This window comes from Azoarcus sp. DN11 (assembly GCF_003628555.1).
In the GTDB taxonomy this organism is placed as follows: Bacteria; Pseudomonadota; Gammaproteobacteria; order Burkholderiales; family Rhodocyclaceae; genus Aromatoleum.
This window is the reverse complement of sequence record NZ_CP021731.1, coordinates 2,951,193-2,976,957: the sequence shown is the minus strand read 5'-3', so window position 1 is coordinate 2,976,957 and position 25,765 is coordinate 2,951,193. Positions and strand designations below refer to the sequence as shown.

24 protein-coding genes are annotated in these 25,765 nt (G+C 63.9%); 18 read left to right on the top strand and 6 right to left on the bottom strand.

What is annotated here, in order from left to right; all coding sequences use genetic code 11:
• Positions 1-10: 10 nt before the first annotated feature.
• The 5 genes from CDA09_RS13690 to CDA09_RS13670 all read right to left on the bottom strand — a co-directional run bounded on the left by CDA09_RS13690 (position 11) and on the right by CDA09_RS13670 (position 3,973).
• A complete protein-coding gene (locus CDA09_RS13690) occupies positions 11-235 on the bottom strand; it encodes a ferredoxin (RefSeq protein WP_018990607.1) in 225 nt (74 codons plus the stop codon).
• A gap of 148 nt (positions 236-383) precedes the next feature.
• Positions 384-1,172 carry an IclR family transcriptional regulator gene (locus CDA09_RS13685; RefSeq protein ID WP_121429181.1) on the bottom strand — a complete coding sequence of 263 codons (789 nt, stop codon included), beginning with the start codon at positions 1,170-1,172 and terminating at the stop codon, positions 384-386.
• Between the two features lie 232 nt (positions 1,173-1,404).
• Positions 1,405-2,274: a cache domain-containing protein gene (locus tag CDA09_RS13680; protein ID WP_121429180.1), complete on the bottom strand. Its 870-nt coding sequence runs from the start codon at positions 2,272-2,274 to the stop codon at positions 1,405-1,407.
• Between the two features lie 74 nt (positions 2,275-2,348).
• Entirely contained in the window at positions 2,349-3,542 is a 1,194-nt protein-coding gene (locus CDA09_RS13675; RefSeq protein WP_018990610.1) for a thiolase family protein, read from the bottom strand.
• Positions 3,539-3,973: a Zn-ribbon domain-containing OB-fold protein gene (locus CDA09_RS13670; protein WP_217351248.1), complete on the bottom strand. Its 435-nt coding sequence runs from the start codon at positions 3,971-3,973 to the stop codon at positions 3,539-3,541. The genes CDA09_RS13675 and CDA09_RS13670 overlap by 4 nt, the downstream gene beginning before the upstream one ends.
• 114 nt (positions 3,974-4,087) lie before the next feature.
• Between CDA09_RS13670 and CDA09_RS13665 the strand changes: the two genes are divergently transcribed.
• From CDA09_RS13665 to CDA09_RS13635, 7 genes are all read left to right on the top strand, one after another.
• The gene (locus CDA09_RS13665; protein ID WP_018990612.1) at positions 4,088-4,789 is read left to right on the top strand and encodes an SDR family NAD(P)-dependent oxidoreductase; all 702 of its coding nucleotides are present in this window, start codon (positions 4,088-4,090) and stop codon (positions 4,787-4,789) included.
• Between the two features lie 96 nt (positions 4,790-4,885).
• On the top strand, positions 4,886-5,872 hold the full coding sequence (locus tag CDA09_RS13660) for a fumarylacetoacetate hydrolase family protein (protein ID WP_050416121.1): 987 nt from the start codon (positions 4,886-4,888) through the stop codon (positions 5,870-5,872).
• 172 nt (positions 5,873-6,044) lie between these two features.
• Positions 6,045-7,439: an aromatic ring-hydroxylating dioxygenase subunit alpha gene (locus tag CDA09_RS13655; RefSeq protein WP_050416120.1), complete on the top strand. Its 1,395-nt coding sequence runs from the start codon at positions 6,045-6,047 to the stop codon at positions 7,437-7,439.
• 39 nt (positions 7,440-7,478) lie between these two features.
• Positions 7,479-8,042, top strand: a complete 564-nt coding sequence (locus CDA09_RS13650) for an aromatic-ring-hydroxylating dioxygenase subunit beta (RefSeq protein WP_018990615.1) — start codon at positions 7,479-7,481, stop codon at positions 8,040-8,042.
• A 102-nt stretch (positions 8,043-8,144) separates the two neighbouring features.
• Positions 8,145-9,416: an MFS transporter gene (locus CDA09_RS13645; RefSeq protein ID WP_121429179.1), complete on the top strand. Its 1,272-nt coding sequence runs from the start codon at positions 8,145-8,147 to the stop codon at positions 9,414-9,416.
• A gap of 27 nt (positions 9,417-9,443) precedes the next feature.
• A complete protein-coding gene (locus CDA09_RS13640) occupies positions 9,444-9,764 on the top strand; it encodes a 2Fe-2S iron-sulfur cluster-binding protein (RefSeq protein WP_018990617.1) in 321 nt (106 codons plus the stop codon).
• Between the two features lie 36 nt (positions 9,765-9,800).
• Entirely contained in the window at positions 9,801-11,036 is a 1,236-nt protein-coding gene (locus tag CDA09_RS13635; RefSeq protein WP_050416117.1) for an NAD(P)/FAD-dependent oxidoreductase, read from the top strand.
• Positions 11,037-11,112: 76 nt separating this feature from the next.
• Here CDA09_RS13635 and CDA09_RS13630 read toward each other — a convergent pair whose 3' ends face one another.
• The gene (locus tag CDA09_RS13630) at positions 11,113-11,856 is read right to left on the bottom strand and encodes a DUF2889 domain-containing protein (protein WP_050416116.1); all 744 of its coding nucleotides are present in this window, start codon (positions 11,854-11,856) and stop codon (positions 11,113-11,115) included.
• An 85-nt stretch (positions 11,857-11,941) separates the two neighbouring features.
• Here CDA09_RS13630 and CDA09_RS13625 point away from each other — a divergent pair, with 85 nt between their 5' ends.
• From CDA09_RS13625 to CDA09_RS13575, 11 genes are all read left to right on the top strand, one after another.
• Positions 11,942-12,742: an SDR family NAD(P)-dependent oxidoreductase gene (locus tag CDA09_RS13625; protein WP_026296017.1), complete on the top strand. Its 801-nt coding sequence runs from the start codon at positions 11,942-11,944 to the stop codon at positions 12,740-12,742.
• A 61-nt stretch (positions 12,743-12,803) separates the two neighbouring features.
• On the top strand, positions 12,804-13,505 hold the full coding sequence (locus CDA09_RS13620; RefSeq protein WP_050416115.1) for a TetR/AcrR family transcriptional regulator: 702 nt from the start codon (positions 12,804-12,806) through the stop codon (positions 13,503-13,505).
• Positions 13,506-13,689: 184 nt separating this feature from the next.
• Positions 13,690-14,781, top strand: a complete 1,092-nt coding sequence (locus CDA09_RS13615; protein ID WP_050416114.1) for an amidohydrolase family protein — start codon at positions 13,690-13,692, stop codon at positions 14,779-14,781.
• On the top strand, positions 14,778-15,650 hold the full coding sequence (locus CDA09_RS13610) for a fumarylacetoacetate hydrolase family protein (RefSeq protein ID WP_050416113.1): 873 nt from the start codon (positions 14,778-14,780) through the stop codon (positions 15,648-15,650). The genes CDA09_RS13615 and CDA09_RS13610 overlap by 4 nt, the downstream gene beginning before the upstream one ends.
• Before the next feature lie 17 nt (positions 15,651-15,667).
• On the top strand, positions 15,668-16,573 hold the full coding sequence (locus tag CDA09_RS13605; RefSeq protein WP_050416112.1) for a 3-hydroxyacyl-CoA dehydrogenase: 906 nt from the start codon (positions 15,668-15,670) through the stop codon (positions 16,571-16,573).
• A complete protein-coding gene (locus CDA09_RS13600; RefSeq protein ID WP_050416111.1) occupies positions 16,570-17,742 on the top strand; it encodes a thiolase family protein in 1,173 nt (390 codons plus the stop codon). Before CDA09_RS13605 ends, CDA09_RS13600 begins: the two co-directional genes overlap by 4 nt.
• Before the next feature lie 37 nt (positions 17,743-17,779).
• A complete protein-coding gene (locus CDA09_RS13595; protein WP_018990626.1) occupies positions 17,780-18,631 on the top strand; it encodes an SDR family oxidoreductase in 852 nt (283 codons plus the stop codon).
• A 215-nt stretch (positions 18,632-18,846) separates the two neighbouring features.
• Positions 18,847-20,604 carry a DUF1302 domain-containing protein gene (locus CDA09_RS13590; RefSeq protein WP_286164134.1) on the top strand — a complete coding sequence of 586 codons (1,758 nt, stop codon included), beginning with the start codon at positions 18,847-18,849 and terminating at the stop codon, positions 20,602-20,604.
• A 26-nt stretch (positions 20,605-20,630) separates the two neighbouring features.
• Complete coding sequence (locus CDA09_RS13585; RefSeq protein ID WP_050416109.1) at positions 20,631-21,986, top strand: DUF1329 domain-containing protein; 1,356 nt, start codon at positions 20,631-20,633, stop codon at positions 21,984-21,986.
• 133 nt (positions 21,987-22,119) lie between these two features.
• Positions 22,120-23,247 (top strand): WD40/YVTN/BNR-like repeat-containing protein, encoded by a 1,128-nt coding sequence (locus tag CDA09_RS13580; protein WP_050416108.1) that lies wholly within the window; start codon positions 22,120-22,122, stop codon positions 23,245-23,247.
• Between the two features lie 36 nt (positions 23,248-23,283).
• Positions 23,284-25,731 (top strand): efflux RND transporter permease subunit, encoded by a 2,448-nt coding sequence (locus tag CDA09_RS13575; protein WP_050416107.1) that lies wholly within the window; start codon positions 23,284-23,286, stop codon positions 25,729-25,731.
• Positions 25,732-25,765 lie beyond the last annotated feature (34 nt).

Sequence of the window (25,765 nt, the reverse complement as noted above, 5' to 3'; positions counted from 1 at the left end):
GGCGAAGAGCTCAGGCGCCCGGTGCTTCGACGCGGATCGCCTCGGCGGGACAGGCGGCAGCCCCCTCGATCGCGGCCTCTTCCTGGCCGGCGGGGACGAACTCGCTGTCGAGATAGACGATGCCGTCGCCGTCCAGCTTGTACACGTCGGGGCACAGGGCCGCGCACAATCCGTAACCGCAGCAGCGGCTGCGATCGACAATAACCTTGTGAAGTTTTTCGTTCTGTTCGCTCATGGCGTGTCTCCTCATCTGCTCGGGGCCATCGAGGCCTGCGAGATGATTATGCACAGAAAACGAAAAAGTGTCACTATTTTTGCGGGACGTGTCGCGGGGGCCGCAAAAAGGGTTGCTCAAGGACCGCCGGTAGCCCTCGCGACGACCCTCAAAACAGCAGGTTCGACAGCTTGTCCGCGAGTTTGCGCACCTCGCTTCCGAGCTTGTCCGCGTCGGCCCCGATGTACTGGCCCCGGAACATCACCGCCGATACGGCAAAGGCAATGGCACCGGCGCGATCGCGCACGGGGGCCGCGATAGCCATGATGCCGGCCGAGAAGTAGCCGTCATCGATCGCCCACTGGTGTTCCCTGGCGAACTGCACCTGCTGACAGTACTCGTCGAACTCCAGCGGTCGGGCCCAGCGGATCTTGTCGAATGCGGCGCGCATCGCGGTCGGGTCGAGATCCACCTCCGCCGCGAACAGTCTGCCGCTGGCGCCCATGAAGATGGGCAGGCGCTGACCGATCGCCATGTCGATGCGCAGATCGGTCGGGCTTGCCTCGGAACTCACCAGCACGATGCGGTCGTATCCCATCTGGCGCCACAGGGTGACCGTGACATGGAAGCGGGCGGCGAATTGTTGCAGCAGTGGGCGCGCGATATCGAGCCGCTGGCCTTGTGTTACGAGGTGTCCTACGAGTTTGGCGAGCCCCAGGCCTGGCGAATAGGTCTTCGACGCGGGATCGAAAGCAACCATGTCCTCGGCGGCCAGTGTGCGCAGGATGTTGAAGCAGGTACTGGGGTTGATCGACAACTGCCGGGCGATGTCCGCCGCGCGCTCCGGGGTGTCGGTCTCCGTCAGAAAGCGCAGGATCCGCACCGCATTGACGACAGGCTTGACGGTGACTCCGCTTGAAGACCGGCCTGCGGTTTCATCCTCTTGTGTGGTGTCCATCCCTTGTCTCCTCCGTCCGTCGTGCAGGCGTCCCGGTCGGCAAGCGGGAGACGTCTTCCTCGAGTGCGCCCGAGGCGAGGCGCCTTAGGAAGGGTGTCCATCCGTGAGCCGGAGAATCTGCACGCAAAACGGTTTTGTGTTTGCGTATTAGAATTAAATTCTGTCCGCAGAATACTACGGCGACGACGAAAAGGCGACAGCCGGGCGCGCTTAGGACAAGGGGAAATGGCCCTCAGGGTTTGAAGTAGCCCACCGCGATGATGTGGTCGCCGACGACTTCGAACAGCGTGTGCTTTTCCTCTGTTTTTTTCGTGACCGGGTTTTTCCACAGGTAGTCGAGTTCGCCTCGCGGTCGGTTCGCGGTCTGCTCGAGCATCTTGCGAACGATGGGCGTGCCGGCCTGGTCGTACAGGTCCCGACCGTCGGAGCCGACCAGGCGCGGCATCGTGCCGTGGGCGACGAAGCGTCCCGTTTTCCGGTCGATCACGAACACGTAGAGATCGTCTTGCACGAAGCGGCCTTCGATGCGGTTGAATTCGGCAATTGCGCTGGCGGGCGCGGCCTTCATCGCCGCAACGGCCTGTTCCAGGAAGGCCAGCGCCTGGTCCGGGGACGAGCGGCTGATGTAGTAACCGACCGCGACCACTCGTTCGCCGACCTTCTCGAAGAACGCATGCTTGCGCTGCACGGTGTTGTCGGTCCAGTTGACCCAGCGGTACTCGACTTCGCCGCGGCCATCGGTACGCGCCTTGTTCAGCATCTCCGCGAAGAAGGCCTTTCCGCTGGCGTCGCGCATCTCGGAAACCTTGCGGCCGATCAAGGTCGTGGACGAGCCACCGCTCGTCAGCATGGTGCCGTCCATGTCGAGCACGTACACATAGAGCTCACGGTCAATGAAGTCGCCCTGCCGGCCGAATTCCGCCAATGCCTGGTCGCCGACGGTACGAAGTCGGGCTGTGGCCTTCTGCAGCAAAGCCTGCGCGCGTGCGGCGGAGGCCGGCGCTGACACCTGGCTGCCCGTAACCGCTTCGGCCGCGCTTGCCGGCGGCAGCCAGGTGCTCGCAAGAACGAACAGTCCCATCACGAGTGTTCTTATCGCCATGCTCCCCTCCGAATAGTCGAAAACTGGACAGTAAATCTGATTGTGAAGGAATCTGCCTGCGACCGTGGCCGGGCTCAGTCACGGACCAGCAACACACTGCCGCCCAGCGGTCCACCGCCTGCCGCAACCACTGAAACGTGATGGGGCGCGATCTGTCGTTCGCCCGCGCGTCCCCACAGCTGCGAGCAGGCTTCATGAACGTAGCCCAGACCGTGCGTGCGTCCACCGGAGAGCTGGCCGCCGTTGGTATTGATCGGCAACTGGCCGTCGCGGGCGATGCGGTGGCCACCTTCGACGAAGCGGCCGCTTTCGCCGCGCGGGCATAGCCCGAGCGCTTCGAGCCAGATCATCGTGAGGATCGAGAATCCATCGTAGAGCTGGGCTGAGCCGACGTCCTTGGGCTTGAGATCGGTGCGCGCCCACATCATTTCGCCGACATCGCGCGCGGCAGTCGCGGTGAGGTCGATCTGGTCCCACGACCAGGGCTGGTGCAGGGCGGCACCGATCGCTTCGAGGCGGATTGGTGGATTCGGCCCGTCCTTGGCGACGTCGGCACGCGAAAGGATGATCGCGGTCGAGGCGTCGCAATGGACGTCGCAGTCGAGCATGCGCAGGGGAGTCGAGATCATGCGCGAGGCGAAGTAGTCATCGAGCGAGAGCGGCGTCCGGTAGATCGCCTTGGGGTTCAGCGCGGCGTTGGTGCGACAGGTGAGGGCGATCTGGGCGAGTTGTTCGGGCGTCGTGCCGTATTCGTGAAAGTGGCGCTGGGTGTAGAGCGCCATGAGGTTGATCGCGGAGAGCACATTGAATGGCGTGTACCACTGCCAGAAGAAGCTGCTGTCGCGTCCGATCGTCTTGTTCGTCAGGGCGCTGGCATTCTTGTCGACCTTGCGGCGGCTCGCCTCCGTGATGGTGCGGAAGACCAGCACGTGGCGGCACAGGCCGGATGCGATCGCCATCGCGCCGTTGATGATGCCTGCGAGCGGTCCGGGGCCTTCGTAGCCCCCTCCGTACCAGTTGACCTGGAGGCCGAGGGTGCCGATCAGCGCGTTGGGGCCGACGGGCGAGAAGGCATCGCCATTGTTGTTGTCGCCCGGCCAACACGCCACGCCGTCGATGTCCGCGCGCTTGAGTCCCGCGTCGGCGATCGCTTCGAGGCAAGCGTCCAGCGTGAGTCGCATGCCCGATCGTGCAACCGGGCGTCCCACCGCGGACTGGCCGACACCGGTGATGGCGACGTCCTTCTCAAAGATTCGGTCGAACATCATGCGTCCTTCTCGAAGAGGGGGAGCCACACGTCCTCGTGCTGCTCGAAGCGCACCCTGACGGGCATGTCGATATGCACCGCCTCGGCGGGAAGTCCCACGATATTCGTGACGAAGCGCAGGCCGGCCTGTTCCGCGAGTTCGACGATCGCCACGACATACGGCTCGATGAGGTCGGGGCGCCATGCCAGGTGATTGATCGTGTAGCTCAGGACCTTGCCTTTGCCCGAGACCGCCCGGGGTGCCACCTCGAAACTGCCGCAGTGCGGGCAGATCGGGGCGGGCGGATGAAAGAGGCGCGTGCAGTCCGCGCAATGATGTATGAGCAGGCGCCCCTGCGCGCCGCCCTGCCAGAACGGGGTGTTGTCCTCGGTAAGGAGGGGAAGTTTTCGGGTCATGTTCTGCGCGCTCTCGACGATTTGACGATCGGTCAAGCGGGATTCTACATGCACATATAGACAGAAGTGAAAAATCTGTCTAAAGTTTGTCGCAAGAACCTGCCTGCCAGCGTGCAACGACGCGGAGGCCATACAAGGAACTCTGATCCCATGAGTACTCGACTCGAAGCCAGAAGTATCGTCGTAACCGGTGGATTCGGCGCGCTCGGTCGCGCGGTCGCGCAGCGCCTCGTGGAAGACGGTGCGCACGTCACGCTTGTGGACCGTGCGGCGGCGCCCGCTGGCGGCCTGCCTGCAGGCGTCGCGGTTGTGCTCGGCGAGGTCGACCTGAGCGACGAAGCGGCCTGCGCGGCAGCCTATGCGCGCGTGCGTGTGGCTGCTGGTGGCATCGACGGCGTGGTGAATGTGGCCGGTGGCTTCGCGTGGGAGCCGATCGAAGGCGGAGCGCTCGAGACCTGGGATCGCTTGTACACGATGAACGTGCGTACCGCCGTAGCGAGTTGCCGGGCGGCTCTGCCGCATCTGCTGGCGCGTGGGGCGGGGCGCATCGTGAACGTCGGCGCCTTGGCCGCGCAGAAGGCCGGAATGGGGATGGCGGCGTACGCCGCATCGAAGTCCGGCGTCGCGCGGTTGACCGAATCACTTGCCGAAGAGCTCAAGGACCGTGGCGTCACCGTGAATGCGGTGCTGCCGAGCATCATCGATACCCCCACCAACCGCGCCGACATGCCGGACGCCGATGCCAGCCGCTGGGTGGCGCCGGACAAACTCGCCGCGGTAATCGCCTTCCTGCTCTCGGATGACGCCTCAGCCGTCACCGGAGCCTGCGTGCCGGTGAGCGGCCGGGTGTAGCAACCGCCAGCGCCTCTCCCGTGGGGAGGGGCAGAACTCGAAGAAAAGAGGATTCGCCCGCATCGAGCGGGACGAGTCCCCGACAGGAGACAATAGATGCGACTCGTCACATATCGTGACTCTCACGGCTTTCAGCGTGCCGGCGCGCTGATCGAATCGGATTCGGCGATCGTCGACCTCGCCACGGCTTGCGAAGTCGTAAACGGCCATGGGTCCCCCATCTTCGCGAGCGTGCTCGGTTTGGTCGAGGCCGGTGAGGAGGCACTTGCAGCGGCGCGCGTCCTGGTGCGGAAAGCTCCGTCGGCGGCGGTCATCGCGCGTGAGGGCGTGAAACTGTGCGCCCCCATCCAGCCGCCGCCGCAGATGCGCGACTGCTCCTGTTTCGAGCTACACCTGCGACAGAGCTTCGCCGCAGCGCGGCGCGCCCGCGTGGCGCACTTGCCCGACCCCGAGGAGGCGCTGCGGCAGATGAACACGCGCGCCGACGAACGCGTCATCGAGACCTTCAATCGCCAGCCGATCTATTACAAGTGCAATCGCTTCGCGGTGATCGGTCCCGACGACGACGTCGTGTGGCCGGCGTACAGCAAGGCGATGGACTTCGAACTCGAGCTGGCGTGCTACATCGGCCGCAAGGGGAAGGACGTGCCGCGCGACAAGGCGCGCGATTACATCGTTGGCTACACGATCTTCAACGACATGAGCGCCCGCGATGCGCAGGCCCTCGAGATGCCCGGCATGCTCGGCCCGGCGAAGAGCAAGGACTTCGATACCGGTAACGTGATGGGGCCTTGCCTCGTCACTGCGGACGAGGTGCCCGATCCTTACGACCTGCAGATGATCGCGCGCGTGAATGGTGAGGAATGGGGGCGTGGCACTACCCGAGACATGCGCTGGACCTTCGCGGACGTGATCGCGCACATCTCCCGCTCGGAAACGCTCTATCCGGGCGAAGTGCTGGGCTCGGGCACGGTCGGCAACGGCTGCGGACTCGAGCAGCTGCGCTATCTCAAACCGGGTGACGTGGTCGAACTCGAGATCGAGGCGATCGGCACGTTGCGCACGCGCGTGACGAAGCCGTGACGGGAAGACGCAGGCCTTCGCAATAAGGACGTCAGCCGGTGGGCAACGGCTGCCGACGTACAGGGTGCCGAACACCGGTGCCCGAGCAATTGAACAACCCACAAGAAGTGGCCGTCAGGCCCATCGAACGAGGGTCGTCCTTACGGACGGCTTCACTCCACAGGAGATGACAATGTTGACCAAGGCAAGCTACACGTTGGCGGACGGCACGCCGCTGTCCGATCTGGTTCGCGTCCCGACGCGGGAAGTCCAGATGCGGGCCCTGTCGGATCCGGAGATCTATCAGTTGGAGATGGATCGCGTCTTCGGCAAGACCTGGCTGCTGCTCGGGCACGAATCCGAAGTGCCCAACTCCGGCGACTTCGTCGTGCGCGACATGGGGTCGGACTCGGTCATCGTCGCCCGAGCGAAGGACGGGAACATACACGTCTCGCTCAACGTGTGTCCCCACCGCGGCATGCGCATCTCGACGGTCGACGCGGGCAATACCCAGATTCACAAGTGCATCTACCACGGGTGGGCGTTCAAGCCGAGCGGCGAGTTCATCGGAGCGCCTGTCGAGAAGGAGTGCATGCACGGCAAAATGATGCCGAAGGAGGACCTGGGCCTGCCGCAGGCACGGGTGACGCTCTACGGCGGCATCATTTTCGCGACCTGGGACCTGGAGGGACCGTCGTTCGAAGAATTCCTTGGTGATGCGAAATGGTACTTCGACACCCTGTTCGAGCGCAGCGACAAGGGGCTCGAAGTGCTCGGCCCGCCGCAGCGTTTCATCGTGCGCGCGAACTGGAAAGCCGCGGGCGAACAGTCGGCCGCCGACGGCTACCACACGCTGACCCTGCACCGCTGGCTCGGTGAGGTCGGCAACTACTCCAAGAGTGGCGACGGCGGCAGCGCGGACCTGTCGCCCGAGATGTACGGCGTGGAGGTGAGCTCGCCGCATGGCCATGCGCTGCGCTGCATCGACCTCGGACGCAAGATCAAGAAGCTCTCCGGCCTCGATCCGGCGGAGCTGACGGTGGAGCAGAAACTCGAAGCACTGCCGCCGCCGGGGATGACGCGTGAAATGTTGCCTCAGCTCAGGAAGCACCTGAGCGAAGAGCAGCTCGAAGTGATGGTGTCGATGCCGCCGCAGGTGGGCGGGATTTTCCCCAACGTGCTGTTCGCGTTCGTGTACATCCCGCAGGCCGACGGCTCCGTGCTCGGCCTCACGCTGCTGCACGCCTACGTGCCGAAGGGGCCGGATCAACTCGAGTTCGTGAACTGGGTGCTCGCTGAGAAGGATGCCCCGCAGGAGCTCAAGGACAGGATGCTGATGCAGAGCATCCAGTTGTTCGGCACCTCGGGCATGGTCGAGCAGGACGATTCCGATACCTGGCCCCACATGACCCTCGCCGCCAAGGGCGCGCGCGGGCGTCGCTCGACCCTCAAGTACCAGGCGGTGTACGAGACCGGCGCCCCCGCCGGCTGGCCCGGGCCGGGCATCGTCAACGAAGGGTTCACCAAGGACGACACCCAGTGGCACTGGTGGCTGTACTGGAACGAACTGATGAACGCCAAGGCCTGAGCCGTCCGGTCCGACCCAACACCTTCGAAGGAGCGACACATGAGCGCCGCACAACAAGTTGCCGAGAACGCCCCCGTCATCGGAAACCCGATCCCGGTCGGGGCCGAAGTCTATAACCGCATCGTCGGCTTCCTCTACCAGGAAGCGACCCTGCTCGACACGATCCGTCTCAAGGAGTGGGGCGCGACGCTTGCGCCCGACCTGGTCTACACCGTGCCTCTGCGACAGACCCGCCCGATGTCCCAGCAGGCCCAGTCGGTTATCCGCACGGTGCAGCACTACCACGACAACTACCGCTCGATCATGGGGCGCATCATGCGGCTCACCGAGACACGTAGCGCGTGGGCCGAGGATCCCCCGTCACGCACCCGCCGCATGGTGAGCAACGTGCAGGTATTCGCTACCGACAGGCCCGACGAATTCGCGGTCGTGAGCTATCTGCTGCTGACACGCAGCCGATTCGACTTTCCCGATATGGATGTCATCAGCGGCGAGCGCAACGATCTGCTGCGCGTCGATGGCGAGGGATTCAAGCTCGTGCGTCGCGAAGTCATTCTCGACCAGGCGGTGCTGGGCACGCCGAACCTTGCGATCTTCCTCTAGGCAACCCGGGCGCCGCCGGTCCGGTTACGGATCGGACGGTGCCCGTTCTGTCCTTCGGCACGAGGCTGGTACGAGAGCCAGGACGGGGAGCGGAGTAGAAAAATGGCATCAAACGGAAATCACGCGGCGATCGATCTGACCGAGTTCAGGCAGGGCTGGCAGGTCGTTGTTCTGTCGGTGATCGGGGTGGCGATCAGCATCAACGCCGCATTGCTGTATGGCTTCGGCGTCCTGGTGATCCCCCTCGAGCAGGCTTTCGGTTGGGACCGTGGTTCGCTGCAAGCAGCAATCACCTTTCTGTTCGGCGGCGCCGTGCTCGGCCTGCAACTCGTCGGCTGGCTCAACCTGCGTTTCGGCATGAAGCGCGTGACAGTGATTTCGCTGCTGCTGATGGCGCTCGGCTATCTGGCGACGACGCAGATTGGCGGCTCGATCTGGTCGCTCTACGCAGCATTTTTCCTGCTCCCGATCATCGGCATGGGTTCGCTGGCGGTCACCTGGACGCAACTCCTCAATCTCTGGTTCCACCGCAACCGCGGACTGGCGCTCGCGATCGGGCTTTCGGGCACCGGTATCACCGCCGCGCTGGTACCGAGGCTACTGGACTGGGGGGTCGAGAACTGGGACTGGCGGGCCGCCTTCGTAATCCTGGCGCTGCTCAATGTGCTGGTGGGACTGCCGCTGACCCTATGGTGGTTCCGCCTGCCTGGCGAACGTCCGGTAAGCGGCACGAAGGCAGACGACGGTCCGCCGCTGGTGCGGAGCGGCGTCAGCTTCCAGGAAGGAATGCTCCTGCCGCGATTCTGGATCTGTAACGTGGCGTTGTCGCTGGTCGTGTCGGCGGTGGTGGGCCTCGTCACCAGTACCGTGCCGATGTTGCGAGACAAAGGGCTGTCGGCGGCGGATGCGACCCTGGTCTTCGGTTACTTCGGCATTGCGCTGATTTGCGGTCGCCTGGTGGTCGGCTACCTGCTCGACCGGCTGTGGCCGCCCGGCGTGGCAGCCTTGAGCCTTTCCCTGCCCGGGGTGGGTTGTCTGATCTTCCTGTCGGGAACCACCGATCCGGCCGTCATGAGTCTTGCAGCGGCGCTGGTCGGACTTGGCGCGGGCGCCGAATTCGACATCGCGGCCTTCCTCATCGCACGCTACTTCGGCCTCAAGGACTACGGCCGGTTGTTCGGCGTGCATCAGGGGCTCATCACGGTCGCGTCGGCAGCCGCGCCGCTGATGTTTGCTGCGATGCTGAGTGTCACCGGTACCTACTTTGCCATGCTCGTCTATTGCACCGTGGCCACCCTGCTCGGCGCGTCATTGCTGCTGACGCTCGGGCGCAGTCCCCAGTTTGCCCTGCACGCCGAAGTGCAGCGGGCCTGATTTCATCCCTCTCATCGGAGCCAACAAATGCCCACGATCACTTTCATCGAACACAACGGCACCCGGCACGAAGTGCACGCCGACGTCGGCCAGTCGGCCATGCAGGCCGCGACCTTTGCCGGCGTTCCCGGCATTCCCGGTGACTGTGGCGGCGCCTGCGCCTGCGCCAGCTGCCATGCCTACGTCGACGACGCCTGGGCGGGGCGTTTTGCGCCCGCCGAAGGTACCGAATACGACATGCTGGAGAACGTCGTCGAGCGCCAGCCTACCAGTCGGCTTACGTGCCAGCTGGTCGTCGGAGCGGACATGGACGGCCTCACGCTGCGGCTGCCGGCTGCGCAGTTCTGAAGACGGCGATCTGAAAAACGATAAGGAGACGGGAAGATGTCGCTCGATTCAGTGGTGATCGTGGGGGCGGGGCACGGGGGCGTGCAAGTGGCGATTTCGCTGCGCCAGGAAGGGTTCGGGGGCCGCATCGTGCTCGTGAACGACGAGCCCGGTCTGCCTTACCAGCGACCGCCCCTGTCGAAGGCCTACCTTCTCGGCAAGATCAACGCCACTGCGATGCTCTTCCGGCCGGAGACCTTTTACGCGGATCAGCGCATCGAGCTCGTCCATGATCGGGTAGCGGCGATCGATCGGCAGAACCGTCGTGTCATGCTCGACTCGGGGAGTGCGCTCGACTTCGGCCATCTGGTGCTCGCGACCGGCGCCCACAATCGGCCGCTCAACGTGCCGGGTTCGACGCTGGGCGGTATCTTCGGCATCAAGACCAAGGCGGATGCCGATTTCCTGTCGCCGCTGGTGAAGCAGGCCAGGAACGTCGTCGTGATCGGTGCCGGCTTCATCGGTCTGGAGTTCGCTGCGGTGGCGGCGGCCGAAGGAGCTGCGGTCGAAGTGCTTGAACTCGGCGACCGCCCGATGGCACGGGCAGTGTCCCCGCAGATGTCGGAGCTCTTCCGTGCCGCACACGAAGGCTGGGGCGTGAAGTTCAACTTCCGTACCGGTCTGGCGGAGCTGGAAGGCGAGGACGGCAAGGTGAGTGCCGTGACGACATCGGATGGACGACGTCTGCCTGCCGAGTTGGTCGTCTTCGGCATCGGCGTGATTCCCAACGTGCAGCTCGCGCTCGAGGCCGGACTCGACATCGATAACGGGATTCGCGTCAACTCCAGTCTCCTCACTTCGGACCCCCACATCTCCGCGCTGGGTGACGTCGCCGCCTTCCCGTGCGTGCAAAACGGCGAAAATCTCACGCGCCTGGAGTCCGTGCAGAACGCCGTCGACCAAGGCAAGCTCATCGCGGCCCGCCTCGTGGGCAAACCCGCACCCTACACAGCGCTGCCCTGGTTCTGGACCGACCAGGGCAATCTCAAGCTGCAGATCGCCGGTCTGTCGATCGGGGCTGACAACTACGTGACGCTGGGCGATGCCGCCGCGCAACAGCTCTCGGTGCTGTGCTTCCGCGGGGAGGAGCTGATCGCGGTCGAGTCCTGCAACCGCCCCGGCGACCACGTGTTCGCACGCAAGATCCTCGCACGCCCCCCGGCGTTGACGCCCGCTACCGCCGCTGCCCCCGATTTCGATCTGAAAGCCTGGGAAGCGGCCAACCGGCCCTGATCGTCCGGTGTGCTACTCGGCGCGATCGCATGTCGGCATCCGCCGCATGTCGGTCGCGCCGAAATCTGCAGCGTGCTTACTCCGCGAAAGAGTGGAGCCAGGACTGGTCGTCGCGGCAAAGGCGTTCCGGATGTGCGGTGAAGTCCCAGGTCGAGCCCACGATGCGAATCGCCTGGGGCGCGCGTTCGGGTTGCTGCACGAAGCAACGGCCGCTCGGGCGGGCGTGCAAGTCCTTGTCGATGTCCCGCAGACGTCCGAGGGCGATCAGCGCACAGCGGCGCAGCACGAGGGCCGCTTCCGCCTCGTCGGGCGCGAGACTGCTCAGCGCCCAGCGCGCCATGCCCTGGCTCATGTCGACGCCGGCATAGGGCGAGGGGGACACGATCGTACGGTCCTGCACTTCCCAGTCGAGCCGCAAGCCGTCGTCACGGACCAGACGGGCGTGCGAACGGCCGTCGACATGACGGGGAACTTCGATGTCGAAGCGGCGATGGGAGATGCCGCGCGCCGCTGCGGCGATCGCGAGGCCGGCGAGGTCGAACATATGCGTGCATTGCAGGCTGGCGTCGGTATGGCGGGTTACTGCGCTGGCGATGGGGTCCAGTTGCATGCCGCGTAGTGCGTTCAGCGGTGCGGCGGCATTCGGGCACTCGGTGAACGGATGTCGCGGAGCCTCGGCGGAGATTTCGATCACGCGGCCGAGGCGATGACGCAGCGCGACGCGGAAGTGGTGAAAGTCGTCTTCGAGGACGGCACGGACTTCGCCCTCATCGCTGGTCTGGCGGCCTTCAAGCTGGATCCGTCGGCAAAAGGAGGGCATTGCAATGGCTTCCGTTGGGGAGTGTTTCTTTCTTCTTAAAGTGTACAATAACAAAAATAGTGTGCAATAACGACAGGAGACGAAAATGGGCTTGCTGAAGGACAAGGTTGCGTTGATTACCGGGGCCGGCGGCGGCATCGGCCGCGGCGTGGCACACAGCTTCGCGCGCGAGGGGGCTGCCGTGGTGATCGCGGAGATCAACGAAGAGACTGGAGCCCTGGTGGCGCGCGAGATCGAGGAGCTGGGCGGGCGGGCGCTGTTCGTGCGTACCGACGTGATGCAGAAGGCGTCCGTGACGGGCGCGATCGAGGCGGCAGTGGCCCATTTCGGCGGGCTGGACATCCTCGTGAACAACGCCTTCGTGCCGACGCCGAACGTGCGCCTCGAAGACAAGACGGACGAAATGCTCGAGCAGACGCTGACCTCGACGATCAAGGCGTCGTGGTGGGCGATGCAGGCATCGCTGCCGCACATGCGGGCGCGCGGGGGCGGGAAGATCGTCAATTTCTACTCGATCGACGTCGAGATCGGCGCGTGGCTGCATGCCGACTACAACACGGCGAAGGGCGGCATCGTCGGCCTCACGCGCAGTGCTGCGGCGGAATGGGGGCGCTTCAACATCACAGTGAATGCCGTCGCCCCGACCGCGATGGGCGCGACCTTCCACAAGCTGGCCGCGGAGAACCCCGGTTTCGCCGAACGCTCTGCCGCGATGCGCCCCCTCGGCCGGTGTGGCGATCCGGAACTCGACATCGGCCCCGTAGTGGTCTTTCTTGCATCGGACATGTCCCGCTATGTCACCGGCGAAATGCTGCATGTCGATGGCGGGCTGCACTTGCCCGGCTACAACTCGCGTCCGGCGGATGTGCCGGTGCGCGAATACTGAATCGAATTTCTGACGGGCCCTGCGGTTCGCCCCGCGGTCCGTCCATTCCCAAGGCACACGCATGAACGACGAAGCCGAGACAGTCGCTGAAGACGGACCGGTAATGGAGTCCGCTCGGCGCAATCGCCGCTCGGACGCGACCATTGCACGAATTCTGGCATCGACGGAAAGGATCATCCTCAAGGGAGGTGCCGAGCGCATTTCCATTATCGACGTGTGCGACGACGCAGGTGTCTCGCGGGGCACGTTCTACCGCTATTTCTCGTCGCAGGACGATCTGCTCGATGCGTTTTCGCGCCACAAACGCGAGGGTTTTCACCGGGCGATGCAGGAAGTGACCGCCCCTTACGACGACCCCGACGAGAAATTTCGTGCCCTGATCGGTTACCTGGAGCACTACGCGGCGCACGGACAGGCGCGGCGTCTGCTGGTGGTGGCGCCCGATTATGCGATGGGCTTTTTTCGCCGCGTCTTCAACGACGCGCGCGTGCGCTTGCAGGACGTCCTCAGGGCCGTGTTCGACGCGTGGGATGGGCGTCTCGGCATCAGCATCGATCGCGAGCTCGTGTGCGAAATGCTGATCCGCTACGTATTGAGCGAACAGCTCGTCCCCAATGAGCGCGTAAACGAAGGCACTGCGCGCATCGAGCGTCTCGTGCGCTCGCTGATCGGTTTTCCTGCCACCAAGGGCGATGAGGCTGTCGAGGTGGCTGCGCCGACACGTTCCACGGGCTCTCGACGCCGCGAAAAAGAAAAAACATAAACAGATTTGCAAAATCTGTTTATGTTTGGCATGATGAATCTCATCGTTGCAAAGACACCGGTCGAGTGTCGCAGGCAGGAGACAAATCCCCGATAGTCAGGCGAGGTCCGTCCGGCGCATCGATGCTCCCGTCCGCGATTGCGGCACTCGGCAGGTTCCACCAACCTGCACTGGGAGACACCACATGCTCATCGACCTTCACGCCCACGCCCCCCATCCGGATTACTACGACCAGCACCCCTATTGGGGGCCGGCTTTCGAATCGCAGCCCGACGGCGACATCAAGCTTCGCGTCGGCGACTGGATCCTCACACTCGGCGCGCCCGAGCGAAAAGCCGCCTTGCGCAAAGCGAAGGCCGAGGGCAATGCCCTGAACGTGCAGGACTACATGAGCCGCTGGCGCGACCCCAAGACCCGCCTGGCGGGGATGGATGCAGCCGGCCAGAACGCCCAGGTCGTCTCGGTGCCTTCGCATTGCTACATGTACTGGACGGAGCTCGACTACGCGATCCCGTTCTCGCGCAAGGTCAACGACGTGCTCGCCGAATACTGCTCGGCGGCATCCGACCGGCTGATGTTCTGGGCGCAGGCGCCCCTGCAGGATCCGAAAGAGGCGGCCAAGGAAATTCGCCGCGCGTGCACGCAACTGGGCGCAAAGGGTCTGGGTGCGGGTGGTTCGAATTTCGGCGGCCTGGAGTTCGATTCGCCTGAGATGGATCCGGTGTGGGAGGCCCTGTGCGACCTCGACCTGCCGATGTTCGTGCATGGCTATAACCAGTCGGTGACGTGGGGCAAGAAGGCCAACACCGACCGCTACGAAACCACGGCCATCGTCGGCATGAACTACGACGAGACGAAGGCCTTCTGGTACCTGGTGAACGGCGGAGTGTTCGACCGCTTCCCCAAGCTCAAGGTCTATATCACGCACGGCGGCGGCTATGTGCCTTATCAGCTCGGCCGACTGGCGCAAACCAACCCCAACCTCGACACGTACCACAACAAGAAGCCTGTACTGGAGTACATGCGCAACTTCTGGTTCGACGTGGAACTGCACGAACTGCCGATGCGTCAGGCGCTGATCGACGTCATCGGCGCCGACCGCATCCTCTACGGTTCGAACTTCGGAGGCAGTGATGCGGTGCGTCACGACCTCACCGAAGGCCTGCGCCTTTCGGAGGAGGATCTGCAGAAGATCCGCTGGAAGAATGCCTGCGAACTGCTCCACCTCGACCCCGCGAAAGTGGGCGCCGTCGCAAAGGCCGAGGTGGCGGCATGAAGCTCGCGCGCTGCAGCGATGGCGGCGCGCCATTCTGGGCCGTCGTCAATGCCGAAGCCCGCACGGTCACCCCGATCGTCGGCAGCTTCGCGGATTGGGGACCTGCGCTGACCCGCGCGATTGCCGCGGGGCAGGGCGGAGCAGCACATTCGCTGCTGACGCCCGACGGCGACGCCCGGCCGCTCGATTCGGTAGGGCTGCTGCCGCCGATCGAGCCGGTCAATCGGGTCGTCGTCGCGGGCGCGAACTACGCGAAGCATTTGGCCGACGACTTCGGCCTGAAGTCTCCCCCGCAGCCGATCGCGTTCCTCAAAGCCTACGGCGCCCTGATCGGTGCCAATGATCCGATCCGCTATCCGCCGCTGACGAACGAACTCGATCACGAGGTCGAACTCGTCGTCATCGTGGGGGATGTGCCGGTCGACCCGGAAGACCCGCTCGCCAGCGTTCTCGGCTATGCCGTGGGCAACGATGTATCGGCGCGCGACCTGCAGCGCAGCGGTCCGGCCGGCATCGGCATGGATCTCTTCGCGGCGAAAAGCCAGGACCGCAGCACGGGAGTGGGTCCGTGGATCGTGACGCGCGACGAGTTCCCGGAGGGGAGCCCGAAGCTGCGCCTGACCCTGAAGGTGAACGGCGAGACGCGCCAGGACGGCAATACCGGCGAGATGACGTGGAACGTCGCGCAGCTGGTGAAGTTCGTCGAAGAGCGTTCCAGTTTCGCGCCCGGCGACATCCTGTTTACCGGATCGCCGGCCGGCGTGGGTCAGGGTACGGGCCGATTCCTCAATCCCGGCGACGTCGTCGAAGCCGGAATCGAGGGGGTCGGGACGATCACGAACGTCGTCGGGCCCAAACCCGGCGTCTGAGCAAGGAGGCAAGACAAATGCTCGACAAGAATCACAAGGTTGTGGTGGTCGGTGCCGGCCTGATGGGTACCGGAATCGCGCATGCGTTCGCGAGCAGCGGTTTCGCGACGCAACTGGTGGATACCAGCGCCGAGGCACTCGCCAAGGCGGAGAAGAGCATTCACGGCATCCTGGATGGTGGCGTGAAGCTCGGGAAGCTCGCCGTGGATGTGGCGGACGCCGCCAAGGCACGTCTTTCCACGAATACCGTGTTGAAACAGGCTGCCGAGGGGGCTCACCTTCTGGTCGAGACCGTCTCGGAGAATCTCGCGGTCAAGAAGGCGGTGCTGGGCGAGGCGGTTCCCGTGCTGGCCGCGAACGCGGTGATCGCGACCAACACATCGGCGCTCAGCGTCACCGAGATTGCCGCGTCGGTGCCATGTCCCGAGCGCGTCATCGGCATGCACTTCTTCAACCCGGTGCACAAGATGAAGCTCGTCGAGCTGGTGCTCGGTATCGCGACCGACGAAGCCACCGTCGCGACCAGCCGCGAATGGTGCGATGCGATCGGCAAGACCTCGATCCTGGTGAATGAGTCCCCCGGCCTGACCACTAGCCGCATGTCCGCGATGCTGGGGAACGAAGCGATGTGGATGCTGCAGGAAGGCACCGCCAGCGCAGAGGACATCGACACCGCGCTGCGGATGGGTTTCAACCACCCGATGGGGCCGCTGGAGCTGGGTGACCTGACCGGCTGGGATACGCGCCTGTCGGTGCTGCGCTACCTCCATTCGACGCTCGGCGAGAAGTTCCGTCCCTGCCCGCTGATCATCAAGATGGTGGCGGCCGGCCGCTACGGGCGCAAGACCGGGCACGGAGTATACAAGTATGACGAGACTGGCCAGCGCGTTCCGGGCTCGGGCCTGAAGGCGAGCAACCTATGAGCGACGTCTTCATAGTCGAGGCCGTCCGCACGCCGGTCGGCAAGTACCGGGGGAGTCTGGCCGGCGTACGCGCGGATCACCTCGGCGCCCACGTCCTCAACGCCGTGGTCGAGCGCGCGGGCATCTCGGCGGCCGAGGTGGATGACGTCATCTTCGGCTGCGTCACCCAGGTCGGCGAACAATCCGCGAACATCGCGCGCACCTCCCTGCTGGGGGCCGGCTGGCCGGATGCGATTCCCGGCCTCACGATCGACCGCAAGTGCGGCTCCGGCGAGGCCGCGGTACACGTCGCCGCAGGACTGATCGCCGCCGGATCGGCGCAGGTCGTCGTGGCGGGCGGTGCCGAGAACATGAGCCGCGTGCGCATGGGCGGCAACCGCGAAATCTACGGCGAGCCCTTCGGCTGGCTGGCTTCCGAGCGCTATGAGCTGACCAGCCAGGGCGAGGCGGCCGAGCGGGTCGCGGACAAATGGGAATTGACTCGCGCCCAGCTCGACGCCTTCGCGGTGGAGAGTCACCGCCGCGCCGCAGCCGCGGCCGAAGCGGGATATTTCCGCAAGGAGATCGAGCCGGTGCCTGTCGCCGCGCTCAAGGACCGAGACTACGTCGAGCCCGCACCGGAAGTCTTCGCCGCGGACGAAACGATTCGCCCCGGCACCAGTGCCGAGAAGCTTGCCACGTTGAAGACCAGTTTTCGCGACAACGGCAAGATGACCGCCGGAAATTCGTCGCAGATCTCCGACGGTGCAGCGCTGCTGCTGCTGATGTCCGCAGAGGCGGTCGACCGGCTCGGCGTAAAGCCCCGGGCACGCATCCGCGCTTTCACCACGGTCGGCTCCGACCCGACGCTGATGCTGACCGGGCCGATTGCCGCAACCCGGAAGGTGCTCGCCCAGGCCGGGCTGAATGTCGAGGACATCGATCTGTTCGAGATCAACGAGGCGTTCGCGCCGGTGCCGATGGTGTGGATGAAGGAGCTCGGTGTGTCGCACGAGCGGCTCAACGTCAATGGCGGAGCGATCGCCCTCGGGCATCCGCTCGGCGGAAGCGGCTCGCGCATCATGACCTCGCTGCTGCACGAACTGGAACGACGTGACGCGCGCTACGGCTTGCAGGCGATCTGCTGCGCGGGCGGCATGGGCACCGCGACGATCATCGAGCGCATGTAAGCGGGCGCCGCGGCAGGCAAACGACAGGAGAGACGACATGAACATCGACCTTAGCGACCGGCGCGTAATCGTAACCGGCGCCTCACGGGGCATCGGGCGTGCGATCGCCCGCGCCTTCGCCGCCGAAGGGGCGCGCGTTGCGATCTGCGCACGCACTCCCGAAGCGGTCGAAGAGACGGGCAGGGAGCTTGCGCAGCAGGCCCAGGCGGTTATCGCGCGCGCGGTGGACGTGACCGACACGCCGGGTGTGAAGGCCTTCGTGGATGAGGTCGCCGAGAGCTGGGGCGGGGTCGATGTCCTCGTTAACAATGCCGGCCAGGGGCGGGGGGGGAATCTGGACACGCTCACCCCCGAGGCGATTCTCGAGCACGCCAACATTCTCCAGATGGGGCACTTCCGCTTCGTGCAGGCGGTGGTGCCGTACATGCGCCGGCAGCGCTGGGGTCGCATCATCGAGATCAACGCGCTGGCCGGTGCGATCCCGACGCCCGACGGCATCCCGTCGGTCATCAATCGTGCGTCCTGCCTCGCGCTCTCCAAGTCCCTCGGGATGTCGCTCGCCAAGGAAAACATCCTCGTCAACTCGCTGAACATGGGTTGGATCGACACCGGCCAGTGGGAGCGCCATTTCAGGGAGGTCGGCCCCGGAGTCTCCCGTGAGGAGTTCAACGAGATGGTCCTCAAGGTGGTGCCGATCGGGCGTTTCGGCAAGCCCGAAGACGTGGCAGGCATGGCGCTGTTCCTCGCCAGCGACTACGCCAGCTTCATCAGCGCGGCCTCGATCGATATCGCCGGCGGGCTGCAGGGCCAGATCGCGTACTACCCGACACTCAAGCGCGATTTCACCGAAGCCGTGAAGCGGCGCAATGAGGGCTCGGCGACAGTCTGATTCGTCGGTGCCGACCCGGATCGGTGTGTGTTTTTACTATGGCAATTGAATTAATGAGCAGGCGGGTTGTGCGGGCTTGAATTCTAATCATAGAAGTTAAATCCGACTGTAGAATTATAAGAAATTACCCGCTACAATTCAGTTGTGTGAAAACCCGCCGTACCGGGACACAGCGATCGATCTGAAAACAGGCCGGATTCGCCCACCAATGAGGCGTGAAAAGACAAGGTCAGGGCGTCACGGTCATCGATATAACCAGAGGAGACAAATTCATGAATAATGGCAGCAGGTCTGTCCGTACCCGGTTCGCGCTGCGAGGCGTCACTGCCGCGCTTGCACTTGCATGGGTGGGGGGGGCGTCGGCGTTCGAGGTCGAAACCGGCAACCCGGACGTCAAGATGCGTTGGGATAACACGATCCGATATACGGCGGGCGTGCGCGTCGAGGATCAGGACAAGAAGCTGATGCGCAATCCGGTCTACGACGAGGGCGACAGCAAGTTCGATCGAGGCGACATCGTGACCAACCGTCTCGACCTGCTCTCCGAATTCGACGTGAGCTATCGCGGCAAATTCGGCGCTCGTGTGACCGGTGCGGCGTGGTACGACCATGCCTACGACGATCATTCGGTGACTGCGCCGACCGGCACTGCCACCGCCTATCGCAATGACAAGTACAACGGCACGGTCAAGCGCTACGTGAATGGTCCCTCGGGCGAAATCCTCGACGCCTTCGTCTGGACCAACCTCGATCTCGGCAAGGTGCCGCTCAACCTGAAGGTCGGTCGCCAGACCAACGTGTGGGGTGAAGGCCTGCTGATCGGTGCGCATGCAATCTCTTACGGACAGTCCCCGGTCGACGGCGTGAAGGCCGTAACCAACCCCGGCATCGAGACCAAGGAAGTTTTCCTCCCGATCGGGCAGGTGCATGCAAGTGCCCAGCTCACGGACAGCGTGACCGTCGTCGGGCAGTATTTCTACGACTGGGAACCGACCCGCGTACCGCACGCCGGCACTTACCTGATGGGTGCTGACACCGCGCCGTCGTCCGATAACCTTTCCTTCGGGATCGGCCAGCTCAAGGCCTCGATCATCGACGCGAAGGAACCGAGCAAGCGCGGCAATTGGGGCGTCGGTGCGCGCTGGAATGCCGAGGCGATCGAGTCGACCTTCGGTGCCTACTACCGCAAGTTCGACGACTACGCGCCGGAACTCGGTGTGCAGCTCTCGGACTTCGTTCGCCTCGGTCCCGCCGTATTGCCCCGCAAGGCACGCTTCCTGTATCCCGAGGATATCGAGCAATACAGTGTGAGCTTCTCGCGTGTGATCGGTGGCGTAAGCGTGGGTACCGAGTTGTCGTACCGCAAGAACGGGCCTTTGAATACGCCGGCGTCGCATACGCTCGACTCGGGCGCGCGCGGCGACACCTGGCATGCGGTGGTGAATGGCGTTTATCTGTTACCGCAGACGCCGATGTGGGATACCGGGACATTGATCGCCGAGATCGCATACAACCGACTCGATCGCGTGACCGAGAACGAGCAGCTGTATCGCAAGGTCGGTGCGGCAAGTTGCGTCAATTCGGCAATCGGACGCCCGGGGACCGGCACCAAGCGCGACGGCTGTTCGACCGTCGATGCCCTGCAGCTCGCCTTCAGGTTCTCGCCGCAATATCTCAACATCTTTCCGTCATGGGACCTGGCGGTGCCGGTCAGCATCAACTACGGGCTTTCCGGAAACGCACCCTCTTCAGGTGGCGGCACAGAGGGTGAGCTGCGTTGGTCGATCGGTACTACCTGGACCTATGCGTCCAAGTACGAATTCGCCCTCAACTACTCCGACCGCACCCTGCCAGTGCGCAAGGGCGTCGTTCGCGGTGAGGAACGAATTACCGGCGGTGCGGCCCACAGCAACTCCTCGGTTGGTGTGATCGACCGTGGCTGGCTGTCCTTCACGTTCAAGACGGCTTTCTGACAGGCCGCAAACAGGAGACGAGAGACATGAAGATGCGCAATTTCGTATGGGCCGCCGCGGCGGTCCTCTCGAGCCAAGCGATGGCGGCGGTTACAGCAGAAGACGCGAAACAGCTCGGTGCGACGCTAACCAAGTACGGCGCGATCCAGGCGGGCAACAAGGAAGGGACGATCCCGGAATACACCGGGGGGCTGACCAAGGCTCCGGCCGACTTCAAGCCCGACAGCGGTTTCTGGGCCGATCCGTTCAAGGACGAGAAGCCCTTGCTCCGGATTGACGGCAAGAACTATCAGCAGCACGCAGACAAGCTGTCGGAAGGGCAGAAGGAGCTCTTGAAGAAGTACCCGAGCTTCTATATGGATATCTATCCGTCGCACCGTACGGCGTCTTATCCCGCCAAGATCCTGAACAACACGGTGCGCAATGCGACGACGTGCAATACCGCCAAGAACGGGCTCTCCGTCGAGGATGCATGTCGGGGTGGTCTGCCGTTCCCGATTCCCAAGACCGGCTACGAGGTGATGTGGAATCAGCAGCTTCGCTACAAGGCCGATACGACCACCAAGTCGTCGCGCTCGTGGGTCGTGGACTCCAACGGCAAGGTGGTCATGGCGGCGCAGCAGAAAACGATGGAAGAGACGCCCTACTACCATGACGACCTGGACGGCCGCGACGCAAAGCTCTACTGGCGCACCTACTCGGTAACGCAGGCGCCGATCCGGAAGGCCGGCGAGGCGACCGGCCTCTCGGACTTCCTCGATCCGACCGAGAAGCCACGCCGCGCGTGGAGCTACACGCCGGGTCAGCGCCGCATCAAGCTTGCCCCGGAGTTCGCCTACGACACACCGGTCGCGAGCATGGGCGGCGTCACGCTGTTCGACGAGCTCTTCGTATTCTCGGGACAGATGGACCGTTTCGAATTCAAGCTGGTCGGCAAGAAGGAGATGTACATCCCCTATAACGCCTACAAGCTTTATTTCGGTTGCGGCGTCGAAGAGCAGTTCATGGACAAGCACCCGAATCCGGCCTGCTGGCGTTGGGAGCTTCACCGCGTCTGGGTCGTGGAAGCGACGCTGAAGCCGGGCGTCCGCCATGTGTACGCCAAGCGCATGTACTACTTGGACGAGGACACTTACGGCGCAGGCCTGTACGACGCGTTCGACCAGAGCGGCCAGTTGTATCGCTCGATCTTCAACTCGATGGTTCAGCTGTACGACGTCCAGGCGCCCTACACCGTGAAGAACGTGGTGTATGACTTCAACAAGGGCATGTACGCGCTGGTGAACGACGGCCTGGTGGGCGGTTATGGCGTCCTGAAGGCGCCGATGGCCAACCGCGAACTCAACCCCGAGGCAATCGTCGCGCAGGAAACCGCGCGCTGATCGTCAGCCCTCATGTGGAAGCGGGCAGTGCGGCTTGCCGTGTTGCCCCTTCCGGTTCCGGCTCACTCCAGATAGATCCCCCCGCCCGGTGCTTGTTGTGGGCGGGGAGATCGCATCGACAAGGAGTTGTCTCTTGAATCGCGTTACCCGTTCGATCTCCCGTTCCGTGGTCCCGGGCCGGCGTCTGCGTCTGACCCTTGCGGCAGCGGTTCTCGGCGCGGCAGGCGTGGCGCTCGCCACAGGTTCCGCCGTGCGCGACGTATTGGCCGTCCCGGCGGTGATCTCTCCCCAGTCCTTGCGGGGTGCCATGTCAGGTATCGCAAGCAAGGATGGACGCGCCCTGGCCGTCGGGCCGCGCGGGATCATTCTGCTGTCACGCGATGCCGGTCGGAACTGGTCCCAGCTCGTCGTGCCGGTGAGCGCAGACTTGACGACGGTGCGTTTCGGGGCGGGCAGCACCACATGGGCACTCGGACACGATGCAGTCGTCCTGCGTTCGGATAACGGCGGGGAAACCTGGTCCCGGGTGATGGACGGTCATGCGCTCTTCGAGCTGCTCTCCAAACACTACGGCGCTTTGGCCAATGCGGGCAATGAAGAGGCGGGACGCGTGTTGCGGGACGTCGAGATGGCGGCCGAGCAGTCCGCGACGCCGGGCGTGCTGGCCTATCCGTTTTTTGACATCAACGTAAATGAGCGTGGCGAGGGTTTTCTGGCCGGCGCTTTCGGTCTGCTGCTGCATACGACGGATGGCGGCGCCACATGGGAGCCATGGATCGAACGCGCGGACAACGGGCGTCGCATGCACCTGTATGCGATCGAGCCGACGCCCGACGGTGGGGTGTTTCTTGCCGGAGAGCAAGGTCTGGTGCGTCGCCTGGATCGGGACGCGGGCCGGTTCGAGACCGTCGAAACGCCCTACAAGGGTACGTATTTCGGCATCACGGCAGGGCACGCGAAGCTGATCGCCTACGGGTTGCGCGGCAATGCCTATATCAGCCGCGATGGGGCGGCGAGCTGGTCGTCTCTCGCCATGGGCAGCGATGCGAGCCTTGTTGCCGCATTGGACCGCGGCGCGGGACGGCTGGTGTTCGTGACCCAAACCGGTCAGGTCCTGCTGAGTAATGACGATGGGGCGAGCGTGACGGCGCTCGAGGTGCCACGCGGCGGCGAGGTATTCGCCGCCGCGATGGCCGGCCCGGAAGAGCTCCTGCTCGCCCGGGTCAATGGCGTTGATCTGATCCGTTTGCCCCTCCGGTAACGGCCTCTTCCGATACTGAAATTTGCGAGACACAGCATGGCAGGCCACAGCGAACAAAGAGTGATGCCGGTGATTCGGGACCTGAAGGACTTCGATCTCGGTTCCGGTAGCGTGCTCGAGCGCATCATCTTCAACAATCGCATCGTCGTGCTCCTGGCATGCCTTGTGGCGACTCTCGTACTCGGCTTCGCCGCGACGCGCATCGAGGTCAATGCGAATTTCGAGCGGATGATTCCGCTCGGCAGCCCGTACATCAAGAATTACCTGGATAACAAAAGCGAGTTGCCGGGCCTGGGCAACACGATCAGGGTCGTCGTGGAGAACAAGTCGGGGGACGTCTTCGACCCCGGGTACCTCGACGTGCTGAAGAAAGTCAATGATGACCTTTACCTGATTCCCGGCGTCGATCGTTCGTGGATGAAGTCGATCTGGATGCCGATCGTCCGCTGGCGGGAGGTGACCGAAGACGGCATCACCGGCGGTGCGGTCATGCCCGCGAGCTTCGACGGTAGCGCAAACGAGATCGCGAAACTGCGCGAGAACATCGGCAAGGCGGGCATCGTCGGCAGACTCGTCGCGAACGATATGAAGTCGAGCATGATCGTGGCGCCGCTGCTGGAGATCCATCCGAAAACCGGTGAAGCGCTGAATTACGGCGAGTTTGCGGACGCCCTCGAAGCGAAGATCCGCACCTACGAGAGTGACAAGGTCGGCATCCACATCGTCGGTTTCGCGAAGATCGTCGGCGATCTGATCGCGGGCCTGCGCGAGGTGATGATGTTCTTCGCGGTGTCAGTCGTCATTGCCGCGTTCTTCGTCTATCTCTACACCCGCTGCGTGCGCAGCACGATGCTTCTTGTGACGGTCGCCGTGATCGGCGTGGTGTGGCTGCTCGGGCTGATGCAGTTGCTCGGGTATGAGCTCGATCCGTATTCGATCCTGGTGCCTTTCCTGATCTTCGCCATCGGGCTGTCGCACGGCGCGCAGAAGATGAACGGCATCATCCAGGATATTGGCCGCGGCACCCACAAGTACGTCGCGTCACGCTACACCTTCCGGCGCCTGTTCATGGCCGGTCTCACGGCACTGCTGGCGAACATCGTCGGCTTTGCTGTACTGATCATCATCGACATCCCGGTTATCCGCGATCTGGCCCTGACAACCAGCGTCGGCGTTTCGGTCCTGATCTTCACGAAGCTTTTCCTCATCCCGGTCGCACTCTCCTATCTCGGCGTGAGCGAATCGGCCATCCGGCATGCCACGGCGGACGACATGAAGGCGGGCGGGCGGCGTTCGTTGCCGGGGCGGATCTGGCACGGTTTGGACCAACTCACCGAGCGGAGGTGGGCGATTCCGGTCATCGCCATTGCCGCGGTCGTGACCGTCGTCTCTGCAATCGTCATGCAGGACCTTCGCATCGGAGATCTGGATGCCGGGGCGCCCGAACTTCGGCCCGAGTCGCGCTACAACCGCGACAACGCATACATCACGGAACACTACGGGCTCTCCAGCGACCAGTTCGTGGTCATCATGAAGACCGGCGACGAGGGCTGTCGTCTGTATTCGAGCCTGCAGAAGATGGACGGGCTGGCACAACTGCTGCGGCAGGATCCGGCGGTCCAGACGACGACCTCACTGGCCGAAACGGTGCGTTTCGTGACCTCGGCGATGTTCGAGGGCAGTGGCAAGTGGCTCACGATCAGCCGTAACCAGTCGATCACCGACGGCTCCGTGTCGGCAGCCGTGATCGCGACGCCGGACATCACGAACCAGAGTTGCTCCGTGTCGCCCCTGGTCGCCTACCTGAAGGACCACAAGGCGGATACCGTGGGACGCATCCTGCAGACTGCGGAAGCGTACGCGGCTGCCAACAATACCGCGCCCGATGCAAAGGAGCCGGTGCAGTTCCTGCTGGCTGCGGGCAGCGCTGGTATCGAGGCGGCGACCAACATCGAGGTACAGAAGAGCATCGTCACAATGTATCTCGCGGTCTATGGTGCAACGGCGCTGCTGTGCCTGATCACGTTCCGCAGCGTTCGCGCGACGATCGTCGCACTGATCCCGCTCGTCATCACCACGATCCTCTGCAAGGCGCTGATGGTCTGGCTCGGTATCGGACTCAAGGTCGCGACCCTGCCGGTCATCGCGGTCGGCGTCGGTGTCGGTGTCGACTACGCGCTTTATCTGCTGAGCGTGCAGATTGCCGTCCAGCGCCGCGGGGGAAGCTTGCGCGATGCCTATCGCAAGTCGCTCGATTTCACCGGCAAGGTGGTCGCGTTGGTGGGACTCACGATGGCTGCCGGCGTGATCACCTGGGCATGGTCGCCGATCAAGTTCCAGGCCGACATGGGGATCCTGCTGACGTTCATGTTCCTGTGGAACATGCTCGGTGCCCTGATCCTGATCCCGGCGCTGTCGCATTTCATGCTCAACCCGCGCGAACCGAGCGGCGCACGCGGAACCCTTTTGCGCGCGGCGGCCTGATTCCTCAAGAAATTCAAGAAAGCCGACATCGCCC

Coding starts and splice junctions, on each gene's coding strand:
- CDA09_RS13605 (WP_050416112.1), top strand. CDS start 15,668: ATGCTCGACAAGAATCACAAGGTTGTGGTGGTCGGTGCCGGCCTGATG.
- CDA09_RS13630 (WP_050416116.1), bottom strand. CDS start 11,856: ATGCCCTCCTTTTGCCGACGGATCCAGCTTGAAGGCCGCCAGACCAGC.
- CDA09_RS13610 (WP_050416113.1), top strand. CDS start 14,778: ATGAAGCTCGCGCGCTGCAGCGATGGCGGCGCGCCATTCTGGGCCGTC.
- CDA09_RS13625 (WP_026296017.1), top strand. CDS start 11,942: ATGGGCTTGCTGAAGGACAAGGTTGCGTTGATTACCGGGGCCGGCGGC.
- CDA09_RS13635 (WP_050416117.1), top strand. CDS start 9,801: ATGTCGCTCGATTCAGTGGTGATCGTGGGGGCGGGGCACGGGGGCGTG.
- CDA09_RS13585 (WP_050416109.1), top strand. CDS start 20,631: ATGAAGATGCGCAATTTCGTATGGGCCGCCGCGGCGGTCCTCTCGAGC.
- CDA09_RS13595 (WP_018990626.1), top strand. CDS start 17,780: ATGAACATCGACCTTAGCGACCGGCGCGTAATCGTAACCGGCGCCTCA.
- CDA09_RS13655 (WP_050416120.1), top strand. CDS start 6,045: ATGTTGACCAAGGCAAGCTACACGTTGGCGGACGGCACGCCGCTGTCC.
- CDA09_RS13620 (WP_050416115.1), top strand. CDS start 12,804: ATGAACGACGAAGCCGAGACAGTCGCTGAAGACGGACCGGTAATGGAG.
- CDA09_RS13660 (WP_050416121.1), top strand. CDS start 4,886: ATGCGACTCGTCACATATCGTGACTCTCACGGCTTTCAGCGTGCCGGC.
- CDA09_RS13690 (WP_018990607.1), bottom strand. CDS start 235: ATGAGCGAACAGAACGAAAAACTTCACAAGGTTATTGTCGATCGCAGC.
- CDA09_RS13645 (WP_121429179.1), top strand. CDS start 8,145: ATGGCATCAAACGGAAATCACGCGGCGATCGATCTGACCGAGTTCAGG.
- CDA09_RS13575 (WP_050416107.1), top strand. CDS start 23,284: ATGGCAGGCCACAGCGAACAAAGAGTGATGCCGGTGATTCGGGACCTG.
- CDA09_RS13650 (WP_018990615.1), top strand. CDS start 7,479: ATGAGCGCCGCACAACAAGTTGCCGAGAACGCCCCCGTCATCGGAAAC.
- CDA09_RS13640 (WP_018990617.1), top strand. CDS start 9,444: ATGCCCACGATCACTTTCATCGAACACAACGGCACCCGGCACGAAGTG.
- CDA09_RS13600 (WP_050416111.1), top strand. CDS start 16,570: ATGAGCGACGTCTTCATAGTCGAGGCCGTCCGCACGCCGGTCGGCAAG.
- CDA09_RS13665 (WP_018990612.1), top strand. CDS start 4,088: ATGAGTACTCGACTCGAAGCCAGAAGTATCGTCGTAACCGGTGGATTC.
- CDA09_RS13685 (WP_121429181.1), bottom strand. CDS start 1,172: ATGGACACCACACAAGAGGATGAAACCGCAGGCCGGTCTTCAAGCGGA.
- CDA09_RS13675 (WP_018990610.1), bottom strand. CDS start 3,542: ATGATGTTCGACCGAATCTTTGAGAAGGACGTCGCCATCACCGGTGTC.
- CDA09_RS13680 (WP_121429180.1), bottom strand. CDS start 2,274: ATGGCGATAAGAACACTCGTGATGGGACTGTTCGTTCTTGCGAGCACC.
- CDA09_RS13615 (WP_050416114.1), top strand. CDS start 13,690: ATGCTCATCGACCTTCACGCCCACGCCCCCCATCCGGATTACTACGAC.